The following is a 19,564-nucleotide window of genomic DNA, read 5'->3' as shown; positions in this document are numbered from 1 at the left end:
GCGGGAGGAACGGGTACACGATGCATGAGGAGATGCCGTTCGAGGACCTGATCAGCGGCGCCGCCCAGGACGCCGGGGGGTGGCTGGGCGCGCTGCCGGTGGCACTGGTGGCCACGAGCAGCGACGGGGTCGTCGTGCGCTGGAACCAGGGCGCGCAGGAACTGCTCGGCTACACCCCGCCCCAGGTGCTCGGCCGGCACATCGCCGATCTGCTGCATCCGGGGGCCGACCGCAGCCTGGGCCGCTCTCTGTGGGAGACGGCCGCCACCGGGCGCGGGGTCATGGGTACGGTCACGGCCTGGCACCGCAGCGGGCATCCGCTGGAGCTGGAGATCTGGGCCTGTCCCGTCCCCGACCGGCGGCACGGCGCCTCGGCCGTTCTGGTCTTCGCCGCCGACGCCCACGCCGCCCGCCGCATCCGGGGGTCCTCGGCGGTGTGGGACGGCTTGTTCGCCCGCTCCCCCGTCGGCATCGCCATACTCGACACACAGCTGCGGTTCCTGCAGGTCAACCCGGCGCTCGAGGAGATGAACGGGCTCGCGGAATCCGCCCACGTGGGCCGGCGCCTGGCCGAGATCCTGCCCCAGGTGAACGCCGACCAGATGGAGGAGGCGATGCGCCAGGTCCTGGACACGGGTGCACCGGTCCTCGACCGGCGCCGCACCGGCCGGACCCCGGCCGACCCGGAGCACGACCACGTGTGGTCGTGCTCGTACGTGCGCGTGGAGGACCCCGGTGGCCGGCCGATCGGTGTCATCGCCTCCCTGCTCGACATCACCCGGCAGCAGCGCGATCAGACCGAGGTCGAGGCGGGCCGCCGCAGGCTCGCGCTGCTGAGCGAGGCCAGCGCCCGTATCGGCGCCAGCCTGGATCTGGAGCGCACGGCCCAGGAGCTGGCCGACCTCGCCGTCCCGCACCTCGCCAACGCCGTGACCGTCGACGTCCTCGACTCCCTCGCGAGCGGCAACGAGCCGGGCCCGGGGCTGGCGGGGGGCGTCGGCCTGCGGCGCCTGGGCAAGGCACCGCTGACCGGCTCCCCCGTCACCCAGATCCTGGCGCCGCTCGGCCGCACCCTCACCTTCCCCGCGGCCGCGCCGTACACCCAGGCCCTCGCGGCCCGGCAGCCCTTCCTGATCGCCCACGTCGACGAACGGGTCGTCGCCACGGCCGCCCGCCACACGCCCAAGCCGGCCCAACTGCTCGAAACGGGCGTGCACTCGTTCATGATGATCCCGCTCGTCGCGCGGGACGTGGTCCTCGGCGTCGCCACGTTCTACCGCGCGCAGCCCGGCGGGGCCCCCTTCGGGTCCGACGACGTCACGCTCGCCGCCGAACTGGCCGCCCGGGCCGCCATCAGCATCGACAACGCGCGCCTGTACCACCACGAGCACGAGACCGCCGTCGTCCTCCAGCGCAGCATGCTCCCCCAGCACGTCACGCCTCCCCGGGGCATCGAGATCGCCCACCGCTATCTGGCGGCCAGTGACGTCAACGAGGTCGGCGGCGACTGGTACGACGTCCTCCCCCTCACGGGAGGCCGTGCCGCCCTGCTCATCGGGGACGTCATGGGTCACGGCATCGCGGCCGCGGCGGTCATGGGGCGCCTCTCCGCGACCGTACGCGCCCTCGCGCGCCTGGACATGTCCCCGACGGCGCTGCTGCACCAGTTGGAGGCGACCCTCGCCGACCTCGCCGAACCGATGCTCGCCACCTTTCTCTACGTGGTCTGCGACCCCGCCACCGGCCACTGCACCGTGACGCGCGCCGGACACCCCCCTCCGGCCGTGGCCGAGCCCGACGGCACCGTGTACCTCGTCAGGACACCGCCCGGCGTCCCCTTGGGCGTCGGCGGCGTCACCTTCACCACCACCGACATCACCCTCCCCCCGGGCAGCCTGCTCGTCCTCTACACCGACGGCCTGATCGAGGCCCGCAGCCGCGACATCGACGAACGCCTGGGCGAACTCACCAGCCTGCTCACCGAACCGGAGCAGCCCCTGGACCACCTCTGCGACACCCTCATCACCCACCTGGTACCGGCGTCCGCGGACGACGACATCGCCCTCCTGGCCGCCCGCATCGGCGCGAACCCGCACGGCCCGCTGACCTGACGGTCCCCCTCCACGGCCGCGGACAGGCCCTTCGACCGCGAAGCCCTCGTCGCGGCGCTCCGCAGCCGACGGCGACGACTCCGCCACGTACCACTCCGGCGTCGAGACCTGAGCGAGGACCCCCGGGGAGGCCCGGTGACCGCCCGCCCCTGCCCGCATGGCGATCACCAGGGCAGGAGCCGAGAATGAGACGTCCCCGGACGAGTGCCCCGTGGCCCCGGAGGGCCCGGCGCATCGGCCGATCGTCGTCGGCCGCGCACCCGCCGCTGCCCGCCGCTGCCCGCCGGGCAGCTGCCGCCACGACGTGGAGGGCTGATGCGTCCCTATCCGCCGATCGCCGAGCACGGTCTCATCGGAGACCTGCAGACGTGCGCGCTCGTCTCCTCCGAAGGCGTGCTGGACTGGTTCTGCTCGCCCCGCTTCGACTCGCCCAGCGTCTTCGCGGGACTCTTCGACCACGAGCACGGCGGATACTTCGCCATCACCGCGGAGGCCGCGCCCGACGTCGCTGACGGCAAGGCCGCGGGAGCGGGAGGGCCGGGGACCAGGGCCGGCAGACCCTCGGACGGGGCGGGCGTCGTCACCCGCCAGCTCTACCTGGCCGACACGGCCGTACTCATCACCCGGTTCCTCACCCGCGAGGGCGTCGGCGAGGTCGCCGACTTCATGCCCGTCCACGATCCGCACACCGTCACCGACCGCCACCAGGTGGTGCGGGTGCTGCGGGCGGTGCGCGGCTCCGTGCGCTTCGCCCTGGAGTGCCGGCCGCGCTTCGACTACGGCCGCGCGCGCCACCGACTCGCCCTGGACGGCGCCCTCGCGCGCTTCGAGGGGCCGGGCATCACCGCACACCTGCAGGCCCTCGGCCCCCTTCCGCTGGAAGCCGACGGGGACGACGTGCGCGCCACGGCGACCCTGACGGCGGGCGAGCGGGCTGCCGTCGTCCTGACCGTGTGCGACGCCCGCAGCGCTCCCCCACCGCTCCTGAACGCGGACGACCTGGCCGAGGCGTTCAGCGCCGTACGCCACTACTGGCACGAATGGATCGGACACTGCACCTACCGCGGCCGCTGGCAGCAGATCGTCAACCGCTCCGCGATCACCCTCAAGCTCATGACGTACGCGCCCACGGGCGCGCCGATCGCCGCCGCCACCATGGGCCTGCCCGAGCAGGAGGGCGGCGAGCGCAACTGGGACTACCGCTACACCTGGATCCGCGACGCCTCCCTCTCGGTGCGCGCCATGCGCGATCTCGGCTTCACCGACGAGGCCGACGCCTTCCGCAACTGGCTCCAGCAGCGGCTGCACGACGGAGGCGCACCCAACGGCGAGCCCTTGCAGATCATGTACCGCGTCGACGGGGACCCGTTCCTGACCGAGGAGGTACTCGGCCACCTCACCGGCTGGCGGGGCTCCGCCCCGGTGCGGGCGGGCAACGGGGCCGCCGGGCAGCTGCAGCTGGACATCTACGGGGAAGCCGTCTACGCCCTCGCCCAGACCGGCCGGGTCGACAACTTCATGGGCCACGACGGCTGGCGGCGCTCCGCCGCCGTACTGGACTGGCTGTGCGACCACTGGGACCGCCCCGACGAGGGCATCTGGGAAACTCGCGGCGGCCAGAAGGACTTCACCTACAGCCGCCTCATGTGCTGGGTCGCCCTCGACCACGGCATCCGCCAGGCCACCGCCCTGGCCCGCCCGGCCGACGTACCCCGGTGGACCGCCGCCCGCGACGCCATCCTGACGCAGATCATGACGCGCGGGTGGAGCGAGGAGCGCCGGGCGTTCGTCCAGCACTACGGCAGCGACGTACTGGACGCCTCCCTGCTGATGATGCCGATGGTCGACTTCATCACGCCCAAGGACCCGCGCTGGCTGTCCACGCTGGAGGCGATGGACGCCGAACTCGTCTCCGACAGCCTCGTCTACCGCTACGACCCCGCCGCCTCCCCCGACGGCCTGCGGGGCTCGGAGGGCACGTTCTCGCTGTGCTCCTTCCTCTACGTCTACGCCCTCGCGCGCGCCGGCCGGGTCGGACAGGCCCGGTACGCCTTCGACAAGATGCTCACCTACGCGAACCACGTCGGGCTGTTCGCCGAGGAGATCGGACCGACGGGCGAGCAACTGGGCAACTTCCCGCAGGCCTTCACCCATCTCGCCCTCGTCGCGGCGGCGCTCGCCCTCGACTCGGAACTCGACCGGGCCACGACCGCCCCGGCGCACCCGGCCGACACATCCGACCGCCCGGGCTAGTCCGCCGCTTCGGCCGTCGCCCTCGGATCTTCCTGCAAAGCCTTGAGGGAGAGGGACACGCGTTCTCGCACCGGGTCCACGTCGAGGACCTTCGCGGTGACCTCCTGGCCCACGGAGACGACCTCGGAGGGGTAGTCGAAGGGGAGCCATGACAGCTCGGGGATGTTGATCATCGCGGTGAAGCCGCCGATGTCCACGAACGTGACGCCGAAGTGGGCGATGTGGATCACGGTGCCGGTGACGACCTGGCCCCGCCGAAGGGCCTGGGACTCAAGGAACGCCCAGTTCCGGTCGCTCGGGGTGGGCTCGGTGCGCCAGCGGGCCCGTACCACTCCGTCGGCGTCCGGCATGACGGCGGTCATGAAGGGCACGCGTGCGTCGGCGTACACGGGCAAGAGTGCTGCCGCCCGGGCGCGGGCGATCCGCGCGGCCAGCTCCGCGTAGTCGTCCTCGTCGACTACGGCGCTGTGGATCCGGCCGTCCCCGTCCTGCCAGACCCCCTCGACGAGGCCGTCGGCGGGGAATGTGCCGAGGACGGCGGCGGTGTCCGAGGACAGGTCCGGCCATATGGCCAGCCGGGCGCGGGGAGCGAGCCCGGCGCGAACCGCGTCCAGGGTCTCGGGGTCGAGGCGGTGCCAGCGGGAAGCGCCTTCGACGGGCGTCTCCTCCAGGAGTCCCCCTTGGCGGGCGGCGACGGCCCAACGCAAGCGGGCCCAGAACGCGTCGTCACCCGGCCGCTGAACCTCAGCGTCGTCGTTCTCCATGTCGTACGGGGACGCGTCCACGCGTTCCGGGAACAGCCCGAGCGCGCGGGCCCGGGCCTGCGCCTCCTCGCACGGCGAGCTGCTGCCGATATACAGGTACTGGTCCCAGCCCACGTGCACGGCGAAGGCGCCCTCCGCCTCCAGCCGGCACCAGGCACCGCCGTCACGCAGCATGATCCGCACCAGTTCGAGCGCCGTGTCGAGCGAGACCTCGGCACCGTCGTGGAAGCCCTTCGGGGTGGCCGTGTCGACCGTACTGGCGTTGTCGGCGTTGTCGGCGCTGTCGCGTGGGAAGAGTCCGGCCAGCCCGAACCCGTCCCTGGGCGGCTCGGCACCGAAGTGCACGAAGGACGGGATGGCCGGCTCGCGTACGGAGAGGCGGTCGATCCCGGACTCGACGGCGAACGCCTCGACCGCCCGGAGGTAAGCCGCCTCGACCACACCGTGATCGCTGACGCTGTCCTGGGCTCCGGTGTAGGAGCCGAGTTCGTCACGGTCGGCGGGATCGTACGCGGTGACGCAGTAGACGTAGGGGAGCACGCCCCCATCCTCCCCTGCCGTACGGGACGGGCGCCCGCGAGACCTGCGTGGGCGGCTATACGCAGCCGGGCTCTCCGGTCTCGTGGAAGCGGTGGACCGAGCGTCGCAGGAGGTCCAGGAACTCGGCGAGGCCGTTCGTGATCCGGTCGAACTCGGCTTCCTCGGAAGCGTTGCGCGAGCGCCAGACGGCCCCGTCCGCGCCGACGGCGTACAGGATTCCGCCGCCGTCGGAGCCGATCAGAACGGCGGGTGCGGTTCCGCCCGCGTCGGGCAGGGGGATGCGTTCGTCGAGCGCCGCGGCTCCGGAGTGCAGGAAGTAGGCGTTGCCGACATCGCTCATGTGCACGGCGCCGATCTCGCCGTAGTACAGAGCGAGCTCGGCGAAGGCCGCGGATTCCGCTGCGAGCCGCCCGGCTGCGGCCAGGTCGGCCGCCTCCGGAGGGTGGATCGCGTTCTCCCCCGGGCTGTACCCGTACTTCTCCTCGAAGCCGCGGGTCACGGTGTCCAAGGCATCCGCCCACTTGCCCACCCACCCGCCGTTCAGCCGTTCAGCGACCGCATCAGCTCCGGGGCGTAGCGGTCGCCCGAGGCCACACCGTGGGGGGCCACGGCGTCGATGGCCGCCAGGTCGGCGTCGGTGATCGTCACCGCGGTGGCGGCGATGTTCTCCTCCAGGTAGCGGCGGCGCTTGGTGCCCGGGATCGGCACCGCGCCCTGGCGCAGGGTCCAGGCCAGCGCGAGCTGCGAAGGCGTGACGCCCTTCTCGGCGGCGAGACGGCGTACCTGGTCGACGACGGCCAGGTTGCGGCCGAAGTTCTCGCCCTGGAAGCGGGGGTCGGTGCGGCGGAAGTCGTCGGCGGCGAAGTCGTCCGGGCTGGTGATCGCGCCGGAGAGGAAGCCCCGGCCGAGCGGGGAGTACGCGACGAGTCCGATGCCGAGCTCGCGCAGGGTGTCGAGGACCCCGTCGTGCTCGATGCCGCGCTCGAAGAGGCTGTACTCGGTCTGCACGGCGGCCAGCGGGTGGACGGCGTGCGCGCGGGCGATGGTGGCGGGCGCGGCCTCGCAGAGGCCGATGTGGCGGACCTTGCCGGCGGCCACGAGCTCGGCCAGGGCGCCGACGCTCTCCTCGACGGGCACGTTCGGGTCGATGCGGTGCAGGTAGTAGAGGTCGATGTGGTCGGTGCCCAGGTGGCGCAGGGAGCGGTCGGCCGAGCGGCGGATGTACTCGGGGCTCCCGTTGTGGCCGAGGAAGGCGCCCTCGTCGGTGAACTCGATGCCGGTCTTCGTGGCGATCACGGCGGCTTCGCGGCGGCCGGCGAGGGCCTTGCCGAGCAGCTGCTCGTTGAGGAAGGGGCCGTAGCCTTCGGCGGTGTCGAGCAGGGTGACGCCGAGTGCGAGGGCCCGGTCGATCGTGGCCAGTGACTCGGTCTCGTCCGTGGCTCCGTAGTGGGCGCTCATCCCCATCAGGCCAAGGCCCTCGGCGCCGACCTCCAGGCCCTGACGGCCCAGTGCGCGGATCTCCATCGCCGTGTCCATCGTGCTCTCCTCAATAAGTAACTAACTGGATAGATAGAGCGTGCACCACACCTGCGCCGGATGTCAATAACCAGATAGTTACTTGCTACGCTGCGGGACATGGCAAGGGACTCCAGCGCGACCAAGGCACGCCTGCTCGACGCGGCCTTCTCCGAGTTCGCGACGCACGGCATCGCCGGCGCGCGGATCGACCGCATCGCCGAGAACGCACAGGCGAACAAACGGCTCATCTACGTCTACTACGGCAACAAGGAGCAGCTTTTCGACGCCGTGCTCCAGCGGGCGCTGGAGACGGGCTCGGAGTCCGTGCCGTTCGACGTCGACGATCTCCCCGGCTACGCGGGCGCCATCTTCGACCACCTGGTCGAGCGGCCGTCGCTGATGCGTCTGGTGCTGTGGAAGCAGCTGGAGCGTCCGGGCAGCACGGACACCGAGGCGGCGTCCTACCAGGGCAAGATCGGGGCCGTCCGGCAGGCGCAGGACGCCGGCCGGATCGACGCCGGGATGGACGCCGCCGACGTACTGACGCTGGTGGTGGCCCTGTCGCAGGCCTGGTTCGGCGCGGTCGGCGGTCCCGCGGCGGGGGGCACGGCCCCCGGGGGCACGGCGGCGGGCGAGAACGGTTCCGAGTGGGCCCCCGACCGGCTCGCCCGGCACCGGGCGGCAGTGGTGGAGGCCGTGCGCCGGATCACCGCACCCCAGGGGGAGGGGAGTTGAAACCCCGGCGGGTCAAGTGGGGTGAAGCCGGGGGCGGATGGGGTCGCAGGGACGAACCGGCCGACGCCTCGATCATGTGAGGGGGCCGGCCCGCGCCGGTGTGCACCCGCTGACGGCGTCCGCTGACCGGTGCCCAATGCCTCATGGCGTACGTGGTCGCGATCCGGGTGCCCCTGCCGCTCACCGCGCCGGCGAGCCGGCGCCGGGTGAGACCGGGGACACCCGTCTGCGTCAAGCGGCCCGTCTTCGACACGTCCCAGCCCGGCAGTTGGGCGGTGGACCTGTCGTCCGTCATCCGTCACGCTCGACGAGCGACTGCCCTCGCCGTCCCCGCCCGACGGCCGGCCGGCCAGCCGACAGGCGCGGCTCGGTACACGACCCCGACCCTCTCCTACGCCGTGAAACCGGGCTTCCCCGTGCAGCCCGTCGAGGCGTACGGCCGTACCGCGGGCGGCGACCACCCGGATCCCCGGCCCACGCGGATATGCGACGGCCCCGCCGTGGATGGACCTGCCCAGGCGGTATCGCGGAAGGACACCCTTCGCAGCATCGGAGCGCGGTCGACGCCCCTCTCGTCCCACTCCGTGCCGCGCCGTCGGGCGCAGGCTGGGGATGGCACGCCGGATTCGGGCGTCCCCCCGGTAGGCCTGACCATATGTTAGGTATATGGGCGAAAAGATCCACTAAGCAGGAGGTATGTCAGGATGCGTGTGACTCTTCTTCGTGTGGCGACCGTGCTGGGTAGCGCGGCAGTGCTGGCCGCCGTCGGCGCCGGCGCGGCCGGCGCCGACGGGGTGGGCAGCTCGGGTATCGGCAACCACGGTGTCGGGAACGCCGGTGTCTTCAACGACGGTGTAGGAAACGCCGGCGCCTTCAACCACGGCGTGGGCAACGCCGGTATCGCCAACTGGGGCCTGGGCACCGCCGGCATCGCGAACTCCGGCGTCGGCAGCCACGGCATCGGCAACTCCGGTGTGGGCACCGCCGGTATCGGCAACTGAGGCGGCGCACGCGCCCGCTCGACCGAGTGAATGGATGCGCCCGGCTGACGGCCGGGCGCATCCATGCGAGTCCCGCCCTCCCCCGCGGCGGGCACCGGCTCGTGGACGTGGCGCCTGGCTCCAGGGCGGCGCGTACGCAGGCCAGGCAGGGTCCGCAGGTCTCCGGCGGTCAGGGCGTGGCCTGGGTGGAGACCAGGCGACCGGGGTCGGTCGCGGTGGCGGCGTTCGGGGCGGCTGCCGCGGATGCCCGGTACGGCCCGGGCCGATGGTGAAAGTGCAGGAACATGCCGGCGCTGACCTGCGCCCGACGTCGGCCGTTGGCCGCGTCTCGGTACCGGAACGCCAGTGGCCCCGGTGGGTGACGGAGTCCCGGGTCCCCCGGCCGGGGGGCCGGGGTGTGCAGGGCCCCGCGCGCCCCGGCATCATCCGAAAGAGACGGCCTGGTGCTCTGGCCGGAAAGGTTTGCCGGGTTGCGGCGTCCGGTGCGGTGGATCGCAAGGCGGAGGGCCGCGGCTCGTACTGGACGTACGTGCGCGGTCCGACAACGCGGCGAGGCGCCGTGCCGGGGGTCGCAACCCGGTGAACCTTGCCGGTCACAGCATTAGACCGGACCGGGGGCCGCGCTGCGGAACGAGCGGCGGTAGCTGTCCGGTGGTACCCCCACGATCCGTTTGAACTGGCGCCGAAGCGTCGTGGCGGTCCCCATGCCGGTGGCGAGGGCGACGGCCTCGATGGTCTCGTCGGTGGCCTCCAGCAGTTCCTGGGCGCGGCGTACGCGCTGGATCAGGAGCCACTGGAGCGGTGTCTGGCCGATCACCGACCGGAACTGCCGTCCGAGATGGCGCGGGCTCGTGTTCGCCTTGCGCGCCATGTCGGTGACCGTCAGCGGCTGGTCCAGCCGCTGACGCGCCCAGGCGAGCAGGTGCGCCAGTGCGTGGTCTCCCCCGGCCTGCACCGGCGTGGCCACGAACTGGGCCTGGCCGCCCGGCCGATGGGGTGGCATGACGAGACGCCGGGCGACGGAGTTGGCGATGGTGGCGCCGTGGTCGAGGTGGATCAGGTGGAGGCAGAGGTCCACGGCGGCGGCCTTGCCCGCTGCCGTCAGGACGCTGCCGTTGTCCGTGTAGAGCACGTCCGGGTCGACGACGGCCAGCGGGTGACGTGCCCTCAACTCCTCGGCGTGCGCCCAGTGGGTGGTGGCCCGCCGCCCGTCCAGCAGGCCCGCGGCGCCGAGTACGAAGGCTCCGGTGCACAGGGAGGCGACCCGGGCGCCCGCCACGTGGGCCGCGCGCACCGCCTCGACGAGCTCCGGCGGCGGCGGTTCGTCGATGTCGGCGCAGGCGGGCACGATCACGGTGTCCGCCTCGGCCAGGCGCTCCAGCCCGTGGTCGGGCTCGACCGTGAACGGTCCGACCCGCACCGGCCCGGGCCCGCAGAGCAGTACGTCGTACCACCCCTCCATGGCCTCGCGCGGGGGATTGCCGAAGATCTCGTAGGCCACGGCCAGTTCGAAGTGCAGCAGGTGTCCGGCGGCCGGCAGCGCGACAGTGGGCATGTCCGAAAGTGTACGCATGACGTCGTTCCGGACCATCACGGTCGGGTGGCGGCCGCACCGAGACTGGATCCACCAGGACGTCGAGAGCGGGGAACGATGGGCGCGACAGCAGCAGTGGTGGTTTTCGGGGCGACGGGGCACACGGGCCGGTTCGTCGTCGCGGAACTGCGGAGGCGTGGTTTCGCCACCGTTGTCTCCGGCCGTGACGCGGCCCGGTTGGAGGCGCTGGCCGCCGAATGGGGGGACGTGGAGGTGCGGCCGGCCACCGTGGACGACCCGGGCGCGCTGGACCGGGCCCTCGCCGGCGCGGCGGCCGTCGTCAACTGCGCGGGACCGTTCGCGGTGACGGCGGGTCCGGTCGTCGAGGCGGCCCTGCGCGCGGGGATCCCGTACGTCGACGTCGCGGCGGAGATCGAGGCGAACGCCTCGATGTTCGCCGACCGTGCGGAGGCGGCGCGCGCCGCGGACACGCCCGTGGTGCCGGCGATGGCGTTCTACGGTGGGCTGGGCGACCTGTTGGTGACCGCGGCGATGGGCGAGTGGACCGCCGCGGACGCGGTGCACGTCGCGTACGGACTCAACGGCTGGCATCCCACGCCGGGCACCCGGGTGGCGGGCCGGGTGTCCCAGGAGCGGCGAGCGGGCCGCCGGGTGCGGTTCGCGGAGGGCGCGCTGCGGTACCACGACGACAAGCCGTGGGAGCAGGACTGGGTCTTCCCGGAGCCCGTGGGCCGGCGGGCGGTGATCGCCGAGTTCACGATGGCCGATGTGGTCACCGTTCCCAGCCATGTGGCCGTGCCCGAGGTCCGTACCTACATGACGGTCGAGGCCGCGCGGGACCTCGCCGACGAGGAGACGCCGGCGCCGGAGCCGGCCGACGCCCTGGGGCGGTCGGACCAGACCTTCGTCGTCGAGGTCGTGGTGAGCGCGGGTGGCGTCGAGCGCCGGGCCTCGGCCCGTGGCCGGGACATCTACGCGGTCACCGCTCCACTGGCCGTGGAGGCGGTCGAGCGCATCCTGGCCGGGCGGACGCGGACCACGGGCGTGGCTTCGGCCGGTGCGATGTTCGACGCGGCGGACTTCCTCCGGGCGCTGTCCCCGTACGTGTCGGTCGAGCTCCCGCGCTGACCGGCGAGGCCTCGCGCCGCGGCGAGGAGCGGGGGCGGCGACAGGCGGGGGCGGCGCGGGCCGGCCGCGTCAGAGGCGGATGATGACCAGCGCCGCGTCGTCGGTGACGCCCACCGGCGGGACCAGATCGCTCAACAGGGCGTCCGCGAGGGTCTCGGGGTCGGCGGCGCGGTGGCGGGCGAGGGCGTCGGCGAGCCGTTGGAGGCCGATGTCGATGTCCTCGCGGCGGCGTTCGATGAGGCCGTCGGTGTAGAGGACGAGGACCGATCCTTCGGCGAAGGCGGTCCGGGCCTCGGGGCGGCGGGTGTGTTCGGGCCGGGCGCCGAGCGGGGGGTCGGTCGCCTGGTCGAGGAAGGCGACCGTGCCGTCGGGGTGGCAGAGCGCGGGCGGCGGGTGTCCGGCGCTGCTGTAGGTGAGGACGCGGTCGCTCCAGTCGATGAAGACGGACACCACGGTGGTGGATTCGGCGCCGTCGACGGAGCGGGCGTACAGCCCGAGGACTTCGAGGGCCTGGGCGGGACCGCCGACGACGCGGGAGGCGGCCGACAGGGCGCTGCGGAGCTGCCCCATGACCCCGGCGGCCCGGAGTCCGTGGCCGACGACGTCCCCCACCGCGACGGCGGTGCGGCCGGGCAGGTCGACGAGGTCGTACCAGTCGCCGCACACGTTCAGGGCGGCGGTGGCGGGCCGGTAGCGGACGGCGGCCACGTGGTGGCCGAGGGGCCGGGGCGCGGGCAGCATCGCCTCCTGGAGGTGCAGGGCCACCTCGCGTTCGCGGGCGTGGGCCTGCCGCAGGCGTGCGTTGATCTCCTGCAGCTCCCGGGCGCGCATGTAGAGGTCGGCCGCCACCTTCTGGGACCGGACCGTGTCGGTACGGGTGCCACCGCGGGCCCGGATGAGTTCGGTGACCTCCTCCACACGGTGGAGGAGGAGCGCCACGCTGCCGTCGGGGGCGAGGACGGGGACGTTGACGGGGCTCCAGTACCGCTCCTCCCACACCCCGGGCCGGCCGGCGGGCTCCACGTCGTAGCGCTGCAGCGCCATGGTGTCGCGTTCCCCGGTGGTGGCGACCCGCTCCAGGGAGGCCCGCAGGTTCCGCATGCCGGTGGCGGCCGGATCGGCGGGGTTGTCGGGGAAGACGTCGAACAGGTAGCGGCCGATCAGCTGCTCGCGGGTGCGGCCGGACATGGCCAGGAAGGCGTCGTTGGCGTCCACGTAGACGAGATCGGGGGTCAGCAGCGCGACCGCGCCGGGCAGCGCTTGGAAGACCGCCTCGTAGTCGATCCCGGGTCCCTTCACGATCCACCTGTCCGCACGCGTCCGTACCCTCGTGGGCCTGTTCCCACGATAGGCGCGAGCGGGTGGGGCGGGCCTGTCACGGCCCCCGGGCTTGGGCCGTTCGGACCCCGTCGGCCGCCGCGGCGGTGCAGGAGGAGACGAAGGTGAAGGCGCGGGCGGACGGCCGGTGAGTCCGCAGGTCCGCGAGCCGCTCAAGGGCCTCGCCCCGGCGAGCCGGACGTACCCGCGGAGATCGCCTTCTCAGGTGCGGGCCGCTGCCTCGATCGCGACGAGTTCGACCTCGAAACCGTCCTCGTTCTCCAGGTAGGCGGCGTGCTGCCCGGGGCCGCCCGCGTGCGGATGCCGGTCCGGGAACATGAGCCGCCAGCCGTGCCGGGGCGCTTCCCGAGCCAGCCGCTCGACCTCGGTGTCGTCCTCGACGTGAAAGGCCAGGTGGTTCAGTCCCGGCCGGCAGCGGTCGTGCTCGTCGGCGGTGAGGGCCGGCGACCGCTCGATGACCAGGTAGGTCGGCCCGAGCCGCCAGCTGCGTCCGGTGCTCCAGTGCTGGTGGGGCGTGTGTCCCAGTGCCCCGAGGAGCCAGCCGAACGAGGCGACCGCGCGGTCGAGGTCCGGGACCCACAGCTCGACGTGGTGCAGCCTGCCGTGGGCGGGCCGCAGGGGGGCGGCGTCGTGGAAGGCGTTCACGGACCGATCATCGTCCGAAGCCGCTCCTCGGGGCCATCCCTCCCACCCGATTCCGCGGTCGCGGCCGCCGGCCGGCGCCCGCTTGACCGATCGGGTGACGTCCGGAGACAGGGGTGTGTCGGCCGTGCACTCCCGGCGCCCGCGGCCGAGGCTGGAGGACCATGGACACGTCACCCATGCCCCGCACCCGGTTGGACGAGCGCTACAGCGACGAGGAGGCGGCCGCCGTCCCGTGGCCGACGGCCGTGGCGGAGCTGACCACGGCCGAGCTGTTCTGGCTCACGACCGTACGTCCCGACGGGCGCCCGCACGTCACGCCGCTCATCGGCGTCTGGGCGGACGGCGCGCTGCACTTCTGCACGGGTCCGCACGAGCGCAAGGCCGAGAACCTCCGCGGCAATCCGAACGTCGTGCTCACCACCGGCAGCAACTCCCTTCACGGGGGCCTGGACCTGGTCGTCGAGGGCGAGGCGGTGCGGGTGACCGACGCCGGGCGGCTGCGTGCGCTCGCCGAGACCTGGGAGGCGAAGTACGGCGCGCAATGGCGCTTCGACGTCCGCGACGGCGTCTTCGTCAACCCCGGCGCCGGGGAGGCGGTGGTCTTCGCCGTCGCCCCGCGCACGGTCTTCGGCTTCGGCAAGGCCCCGTACAGCCAGACCCGCTGGCGCTTCGCCTGAGGTCAGGTGCCGGGGCGGGCCGGACGGGGCGCGGGCGATACGCGGATCAGAGGCTGAGGGCGTCCTCGGCGTTGTTCATCCAGGCCGTCACGGAGTTCTTGTCGGGCGAGACGTACAGGCCGGGAGTCGACGCCTTCAGCGGGGTCTGCTTCAGGTCCGACTCAGTGTTCATGGTCAGCTCGATCGAGTTGACGGTCTTCCCCTTGCCGTCGTTGGCGCCGCCCATCAGTCCGGCGTACGCCGACTCCCCCGGTTCGAGCCTGATCGCGTCCTCGATTCCGGGAGCCGTTCCGCGCTCCGTGGCCTGGCCGTCCAGGTCCCCGAAGGTCACGATCGGGTGCCCCAGCGCCCTGCACGCCTTGGTGCCCTTGTTGGTGATCTTCAGCAGGTAGCTGCTCGTCGTGGGCTCCGCCAGGCTCGCGGTGAACTTCACGTCGAAGGTGCTGCACGGGAAGACGTCGAAGTCGGGGTCGGTGGAGAGCTTCGGCGGCTTCGTCGGCTTCGTCGGCTTCGAGGTCGACGACGGCTTGGCCGAAGCGGCCGGCGTGGTCGGCGTCGACGGTGCGGACGGCGTCGCGGACTTCGCCGGGCTCGCGCTCGACCCGCCGGCCCCGCCGCCCGCGCCGTCTTCGGTGGGCCCGCAGGCGGTCAGTGCGGCCAGTGCGGACACGGAGACGAGGACGACTGCGGCTCTGCGTACGGTGCTCATGGTGTGGTCCCCCCGATGAGAGGCGCGCGAAGTGCGCCGGGCTGGGCTGGGTGTGGGCCGGGCTTGAGGAGCCGAGCCGAGCACCAGCGTCCCGCAGAACCTTCACAGCTTGGTGACGGTGTCTTGCCGAGTCCACCACGATCGCCCCGGCGCGTCCCGCCTCCGGCGCGGGCCAGTGCTGTGGCCGGGAAGGTTTGCCGGGCGTCGCGAGCCGGTGAACCTTTCCGGTCACAGCACTAGCATCTGCGTCCATGGTGAGACCCGAGGAGAACGGCCGTACCCCAGGGGCGGCTTCCGGCGCCTGGCGCGTCACGGTGCTGAAGCAGGAACGGCGCAAGGCGGGCCCGCCGGCGTACGAGCCTTCGCAGCGCCCGGGTCAGCCGCTCGCCCGCCGGGACGACCTCCGCGTCCACGGCACCGCGGGCAAGATCAGCTGCATCGACGCCTCGGGCCGCACCCTCTGGACCACGTCCTGTTCCGGCAGGCCCAACGCCGCCCACATATCCCGCGGCCGGGTCCTGGTCACCACGGACTCCCTGGCGTACACCGCGTGGGGCAACCTCGGCCCCGCCCTGCTGCTCGACCTCGCGGACGGCACGATCATCACCGAGCTGCGCGGGGAACGCGGCGCGGCCTTGGGCGGCGGCCGTTTCCTCCTCGGGCTGGAGGGCTACGACGTCTACGACACCTGGGAGTACGACCGCGACGGCACCCTGGTCGACTCGTGGCGCAGCTACGGCCACTACGTCATCGGTACGGGCATCCGCGTCGTCGAGACCGACCGCCGGCTGCCCACCCACAGCCGGGTGGTCAGGCTCCTGCCGGGTGGCACCGTCGAACGCGGACCACGGCTCACCGACCCGCTGACCCCGCGGCCGCTCGTCCTGTCGGACGGCACCATCCTGCTCCTCGACGCCGGGGTGCTACGGGCCGTCAGCCGGCGGCTGGAGGACACCGTGCTCGCCGAACTGCTGCCGGTGGCCCCCGAAGAGACGTGGCGCTACCACGGCCGGCTCCACCAGGCCGGTGACAAGCTCACGGTGTCCCTGACCGAACGACACCCCGACCGACCCGGCAAGTACACGGCCCACCACTGGACCCTCGCCCTCCATCCGCCTCGATGACGAGCTGACGGCCCCCGGGAGGGGACGTCAGCGGCAGAGGGCCGTGTCCACGAGGCTCTCGAGATGCCGGGTACCCGCCCCGCCGGTCGGGACGGCGGTCACCGCGATGCTGACGGCGCGGCCGTCGTCGGTGACCCCGCCCCGGGACTCGTACCCCGGGATGTCACCGCCGTGGCCCCAGTAGACACCGCCGCACGACAGCGGCCTGCTCATGATCCCCAGTCCGTAGCCGGCGCCGGTGTCCCCGATGGGGACGGTGGTACGCATCTGGGCGAGCTGGGCCTCGGGGAGGAGGCGCCCTTCGAGGAGCGCGGTGAGGAACCGGTTGAGGTCGGAGTTGGTGGAGATCATCTGGCCCGCCGCCCAGGCCACGGAGGGGTCGATCTCCGTCATGTCGCGCAGCGGGGCGTCCGCCGAGTCCCGGTGGTAGCCCTTCGGGTGGGCTTCTCGGATGGACATGTCGCCGGAGGCGGGGAAGTAGGTGTGGCGCAGCCCGATGGGCTTGAGGACGCGCTGGTCGATTACCTCGGCGAGGGGTCGGCCGGTGACCTTCTGGATGATCAGTCCGGCGACGACGTAGTTCGTGTTGCTGTACGCCCACTTCGTCCCGGGGTCGAAGGCGGACGCCTGCCGGAAGGCGATGTCGAGGAGATCGCGGGGTTCGAAGTACCGGCGCGCGAGGATGTCGTTCTCGACGAGGTGTTCGTAGTCGGGAAGTCCGCTGGTGTGCTGGAGGAGTTCGCGGACCTTGATGCGGCCCCCGTCGATGCCCTCGCCGCGGACGACCCCCGGCAGGTACGTGTCGACCGTGGCGTCGAGGTCGATCCTCCCTTCGCCGACCAGTTGCAGCGCGACCACGGCGGTGAACGTCTTGGTGCTGCTGCCGATCCGCACCTGACCGTCTCGGGGCACCTTCGCACCCGTGGCGAGATCGCCCACTCCTGCCGTGTAGGTGCGGGTGTGGCCCTCCGCGTCCTTGACGCTCGCCAGCGCGGCGGGCAGGCCGTCGGAGCGCACCAACGCGTTCATACCCTGCTGGACGGTGTCCGGTCCGGCGGCGGCGGAGGCCGCGGGCGGCACCAGGACACCGGTCGCCAGGACACCGACGACCATCGCGGCCGCGACGGCTCTGCGCCGGCCGCTCCGCCGCCGGCCGGAGAAACGGATCCTGGGCCTTGATGCGTCGTGCACGAGTCAACTCCTGTGGAATCGCCGGGGAACCAGTGGTCTCTACCGGTCCCCAGCCTGTCCGGCACGGACGCCCAAGACGATCCTGCTACCTGCCCGGCCCCTGGTAGGGACAACCCCCCGGTGCACCGGGGGTCGGGTCACCCCGCCGGGGTGTGGAACTCGCGAATCTTTTCGGCGGCGGAGAATACCTGTTGCCCGCCGGAGTCAAAAGCCATCAGGTCTTCCGCGGTCCCCGGCTTCATCGCATAGGCGAAGAACGATTTCCCCTCGTGCGCGGCGATGTCGATGGCCCGAGTTTCACCCGACGTGGTGCGCGCCACGAGGCGGGTGACACTGGGATCCGCCGCTCCATAAACCAAGAGCACATGGGAATTCAGTCCGTCCAGGGCAATGTTGACGGGAACCTCCTTCGAAACCGGAGGTTCGCAGCCGCTGCCGGCCGGGTTACCCCCGACGGTGGCCCGCGTGCACAGTTTCCCGTCCGCGGAGACGAGGTCCACCCGCCAGCTGGTGCCCTCCATCGCGCCCTGGCCGATGACGGCGACGTGCCGCTGGTCCAAGGCCGTGCGGGAGGGGGGCCGGTCGGATGCCGGCCCGGCGTCCGCGCATCCCGTGAGGGCCGTCACGAGACAGAGCGAGCCGGCGAGGCGGCGCCACTGCGGAGTCACTGCGTACCCTCCCGTATCCGTGGGGCACGGCCGGCCCCGGGCGGCGGCCCGGGACCGGCCGGCCGAACGCTGCCCGTTGTGCCTGGCTAGGCGGTGTGGGCCGAGGCGCAGGGGGCCGAGGCGTCGCCGCCGCTGTTGTTCTTCCCGTACCAGCGCAGGTAGTAGGCCGTGCTGGTGCTCACGCCGATGCCGCGCGGATCGGTCTGGGTCTGCCCGTCCGCCCCGTAGCTGTAGCTGGAGAAGACCTTCGTGCTTCCGTTGGTCTTGACGAGCTGGGTGTAGAAGCTGCGGGCGGCGCCGCCCGAGCAGCCGCTGCCACCGATCCGGATACTGCCGGAGGAGGGCACGAAATCCGCGCTCGCGTGATAGGAGCCCGCCCCCCAGGACTGCGAGAAGGCACTCGCGGGGGACGCCGCGAAGACGAACATGCCGGCGGCCGCTGCGGCAACAGCGGCGACACGTGTAGTGCTACGCAGAATTGTCATGCAAAGGATTCTCGAGGTATTGCGTGGCACCGCCAAGCGGTTCCCTCACCAATGGCCCGATCACGCCTTGTTGACACCGGCCCCCACCCTGCCGGCAAAGGGGGGACGGAATCGGCGCGGCGGTCGATGGCGCATTCCGGATGGCCGCTTCCCGGACGGGGCCGCGACCATTCCGGCCACGCGTCGGGCGGCCGAGCCGTTTCGCGCTCAGCCGCGTTCGAATCCGTGCGCGTGGCCGATCACGGAGAAGCCCCGGCGCTCGTACCAGTGGCGCGGCCAGTCCGTCGCGTCGGCCGTCAGGAAGCGGGTGGCGCAGCCCTGGTCGGCTGCGAGGCGCAGGGCGGTGCGGAGGACGGCGTCGGCGTGGCCCTGCCCGAGGTGGGCCTCCGAGGTCATCAGGTCCTCGATCTGGGCCGTGCCGGTCGTCCTGTCGAGGTAGAGGTCGGCCCACGAGGCGACCTCGCCGTCCGCCGCGCGGGCACCGATGAAGTGGACCGCGTCGGCCCCGCGGCGGCGCACCTCCCGTCGGTCGACGAGGTGGAGCAGGACCTCGTCGTCGACGGTCGGGAGGAAGCTCCGCCAGCGCCGGGTGAGCGGGATGCGCAGGGCGTCGAGGTCCACTTCCTCCGCGGTGCCGGCGACGGGTGGCACCGGTCCGGTGTGCAGCATGACCAGGTACGTGGAATGCGTGTACCCGGCCCGGATCAGCGGCTCGGCGCACGCCCTTCCGGCGGCGTCGTCCAGGACGGAGACCAGCCGGTGCGGCAGGTGCCCCAGCGCCTCCTCCGCGATGGCGGGCAGCGCCTCGGAGCCGACCTCGCCGACGGGCGCGTCGATGACCACCTGGTTGTTCGCGCGGGAGTGTGCGAGGGCGTCGTCGTACACGGCGAACCCGCCCGGCAGCTCGACGGAGCGCGCCGCTTGGCGACGGGCGAAGGCCGTCAGAAAGGTGTTGATCTGCTGAAGTTCCGATCCGGACATGAGGGGAGCCTACGCATCCGCACGACGGGGCCGCCTTCGAATACCCCGGGGCCGGGCGCGGGCCGGGGTACACGGGTCCGGAACCCGTCCGGGCGGAGGTGCTCCAGGACCTCGGGGCCGCGACCGAGTCGGCAGGTGTGG

At 72.6% G+C, this 19,564-nt stretch carries 18 protein-coding genes; 7 read left to right on the top strand and 11 right to left on the bottom strand.

From position 1 onward, the window contains the following. Positions 1-20: 20 nt before the first annotated feature. Both ACZ6JT_RS31015 and ACZ6JT_RS31010 read left to right on the top strand, forming a co-directional pair. Positions 21-2,111: a SpoIIE family protein phosphatase gene (locus ACZ6JT_RS31015; protein WP_469214838.1), complete on the top strand. Its 2,091-nt coding sequence runs from the start codon at positions 21-23 to the stop codon at positions 2,109-2,111. A gap of 315 nt (positions 2,112-2,426) precedes the next feature. Then, entirely contained in the window at positions 2,427-4,364 is a 1,938-nt protein-coding gene (locus tag ACZ6JT_RS31010; RefSeq protein ID WP_469214836.1) for a glycoside hydrolase family 15 protein, read from the top strand. Here ACZ6JT_RS31010 and ACZ6JT_RS31005 read toward each other — a convergent pair. The 3 genes from ACZ6JT_RS31005 to ACZ6JT_RS30995 are packed head-to-tail and all read right to left on the bottom strand — an operon-like array spanning position 4,361 to position 7,192. Further along, positions 4,361-5,668 carry a S1 RNA-binding domain-containing protein gene (locus ACZ6JT_RS31005; protein WP_469214834.1) on the bottom strand — a complete coding sequence of 436 codons (1,308 nt, stop codon included), beginning with the start codon at positions 5,666-5,668 and terminating at the stop codon, positions 4,361-4,363. The two genes, ACZ6JT_RS31010 and ACZ6JT_RS31005, sit on opposite strands and share 4 nt — an antisense overlap. 55 nt (positions 5,669-5,723) lie before the next feature. After that, positions 5,724-6,176, bottom strand: coding sequence for an SMI1/KNR4 family protein (locus ACZ6JT_RS31000; protein ID WP_469214832.1), 453 nt, complete (start codon positions 6,174-6,176; stop codon positions 5,724-5,726). Between the two features lie 32 nt (positions 6,177-6,208). After that, positions 6,209-7,192: an aldo/keto reductase gene (locus ACZ6JT_RS30995; protein ID WP_469215021.1), complete on the bottom strand. Its 984-nt coding sequence runs from the start codon at positions 7,190-7,192 to the stop codon at positions 6,209-6,211. 111 nt (positions 7,193-7,303) lie between these two features. Here ACZ6JT_RS30995 and ACZ6JT_RS30990 point away from each other — a divergent pair, with 111 nt between their 5' ends. Both ACZ6JT_RS30990 and ACZ6JT_RS30985 read left to right on the top strand, forming a co-directional pair. Continuing rightward, positions 7,304-7,921 carry a TetR/AcrR family transcriptional regulator gene (locus ACZ6JT_RS30990; RefSeq protein ID WP_469214831.1) on the top strand — a complete coding sequence of 206 codons (618 nt, stop codon included), beginning with the start codon at positions 7,304-7,306 and terminating at the stop codon, positions 7,919-7,921. Positions 7,922-8,625: 704 nt separating this feature from the next. Beyond that, positions 8,626-8,922 (top strand): hypothetical protein, encoded by a 297-nt coding sequence (locus ACZ6JT_RS30985; protein WP_469214829.1) that lies wholly within the window; start codon positions 8,626-8,628, stop codon positions 8,920-8,922. A gap of 601 nt (positions 8,923-9,523) precedes the next feature. Here ACZ6JT_RS30985 and ACZ6JT_RS30980 read toward each other — a convergent pair. Continuing rightward, the gene (locus ACZ6JT_RS30980; protein ID WP_469214827.1) at positions 9,524-10,477 is read right to left on the bottom strand and encodes a helix-turn-helix domain-containing protein; all 954 of its coding nucleotides are present in this window, start codon (positions 10,475-10,477) and stop codon (positions 9,524-9,526) included. 96 nt (positions 10,478-10,573) lie between these two features. Between ACZ6JT_RS30980 and ACZ6JT_RS30975 the strand changes: the two genes are divergently transcribed. Then, a complete protein-coding gene (locus ACZ6JT_RS30975; RefSeq protein ID WP_469214825.1) occupies positions 10,574-11,605 on the top strand; it encodes a saccharopine dehydrogenase NADP-binding domain-containing protein in 1,032 nt (343 codons plus the stop codon). Positions 11,606-11,674: 69 nt separating this feature from the next. On the opposite strand, the gene ACZ6JT_RS30970 is transcribed toward ACZ6JT_RS30975, so the two are convergent. Together ACZ6JT_RS30970 and ACZ6JT_RS30965 are read right to left on the bottom strand one after the other, a co-directional pair. Beyond that, positions 11,675-12,904 (bottom strand): PP2C family protein-serine/threonine phosphatase, encoded by a 1,230-nt coding sequence (locus ACZ6JT_RS30970; protein WP_469214823.1) that lies wholly within the window; start codon positions 12,902-12,904, stop codon positions 11,675-11,677. Positions 12,905-13,144: 240 nt separating this feature from the next. Beyond that, positions 13,145-13,588: a VOC family protein gene (locus ACZ6JT_RS30965; RefSeq protein ID WP_469214821.1), complete on the bottom strand. Its 444-nt coding sequence runs from the start codon at positions 13,586-13,588 to the stop codon at positions 13,145-13,147. A gap of 161 nt (positions 13,589-13,749) precedes the next feature. Between ACZ6JT_RS30965 and ACZ6JT_RS30960 the strand changes: the two genes are divergently transcribed. Then, on the top strand, positions 13,750-14,265 hold the full coding sequence (locus ACZ6JT_RS30960) for a pyridoxamine 5'-phosphate oxidase family protein (protein ID WP_469214819.1): 516 nt from the start codon (positions 13,750-13,752) through the stop codon (positions 14,263-14,265). Between the two features lie 46 nt (positions 14,266-14,311). On the opposite strand, the gene ACZ6JT_RS30955 is transcribed toward ACZ6JT_RS30960, so the two are convergent. Next, entirely contained in the window at positions 14,312-14,974 is a 663-nt protein-coding gene (locus ACZ6JT_RS30955; RefSeq protein ID WP_469214817.1) for a DUF4232 domain-containing protein, read from the bottom strand. A 251-nt stretch (positions 14,975-15,225) separates the two neighbouring features. On the opposite strand from ACZ6JT_RS30955, the gene ACZ6JT_RS30950 reads away from it, so the two are divergent. Further along, complete coding sequence (locus ACZ6JT_RS30950) at positions 15,226-16,098, top strand: hypothetical protein (RefSeq protein ID WP_469214815.1); 873 nt, start codon at positions 15,226-15,228, stop codon at positions 16,096-16,098. Positions 16,099-16,125: 27 nt separating this feature from the next. On the opposite strand, the gene ACZ6JT_RS30945 is transcribed toward ACZ6JT_RS30950, so the two are convergent. The 4 genes from ACZ6JT_RS30945 to ACZ6JT_RS30930 form a co-directional block, all read right to left on the bottom strand. Then, entirely contained in the window at positions 16,126-17,289 is a 1,164-nt protein-coding gene (locus tag ACZ6JT_RS30945) for a serine hydrolase domain-containing protein (protein WP_469214814.1), read from the bottom strand. A gap of 137 nt (positions 17,290-17,426) precedes the next feature. After that, positions 17,427-17,849, bottom strand: coding sequence for a hypothetical protein (locus tag ACZ6JT_RS30940; RefSeq protein WP_469214812.1), 423 nt, complete (start codon positions 17,847-17,849; stop codon positions 17,427-17,429). A 194-nt stretch (positions 17,850-18,043) separates the two neighbouring features. Continuing rightward, a complete protein-coding gene (locus ACZ6JT_RS30935; RefSeq protein WP_469214811.1) occupies positions 18,044-18,442 on the bottom strand; it encodes a hypothetical protein in 399 nt (132 codons plus the stop codon). A gap of 207 nt (positions 18,443-18,649) precedes the next feature. After that, entirely contained in the window at positions 18,650-19,423 is a 774-nt protein-coding gene (locus ACZ6JT_RS30930; RefSeq protein WP_469214810.1) for a GNAT family N-acetyltransferase, read from the bottom strand. Positions 19,424-19,564 lie beyond the last annotated feature (141 nt).

This window comes from Streptomyces sp. NPDC046308 (assembly GCF_055588065.1).
This window is presented reverse-complemented; position numbering and strand designations above follow the sequence as displayed.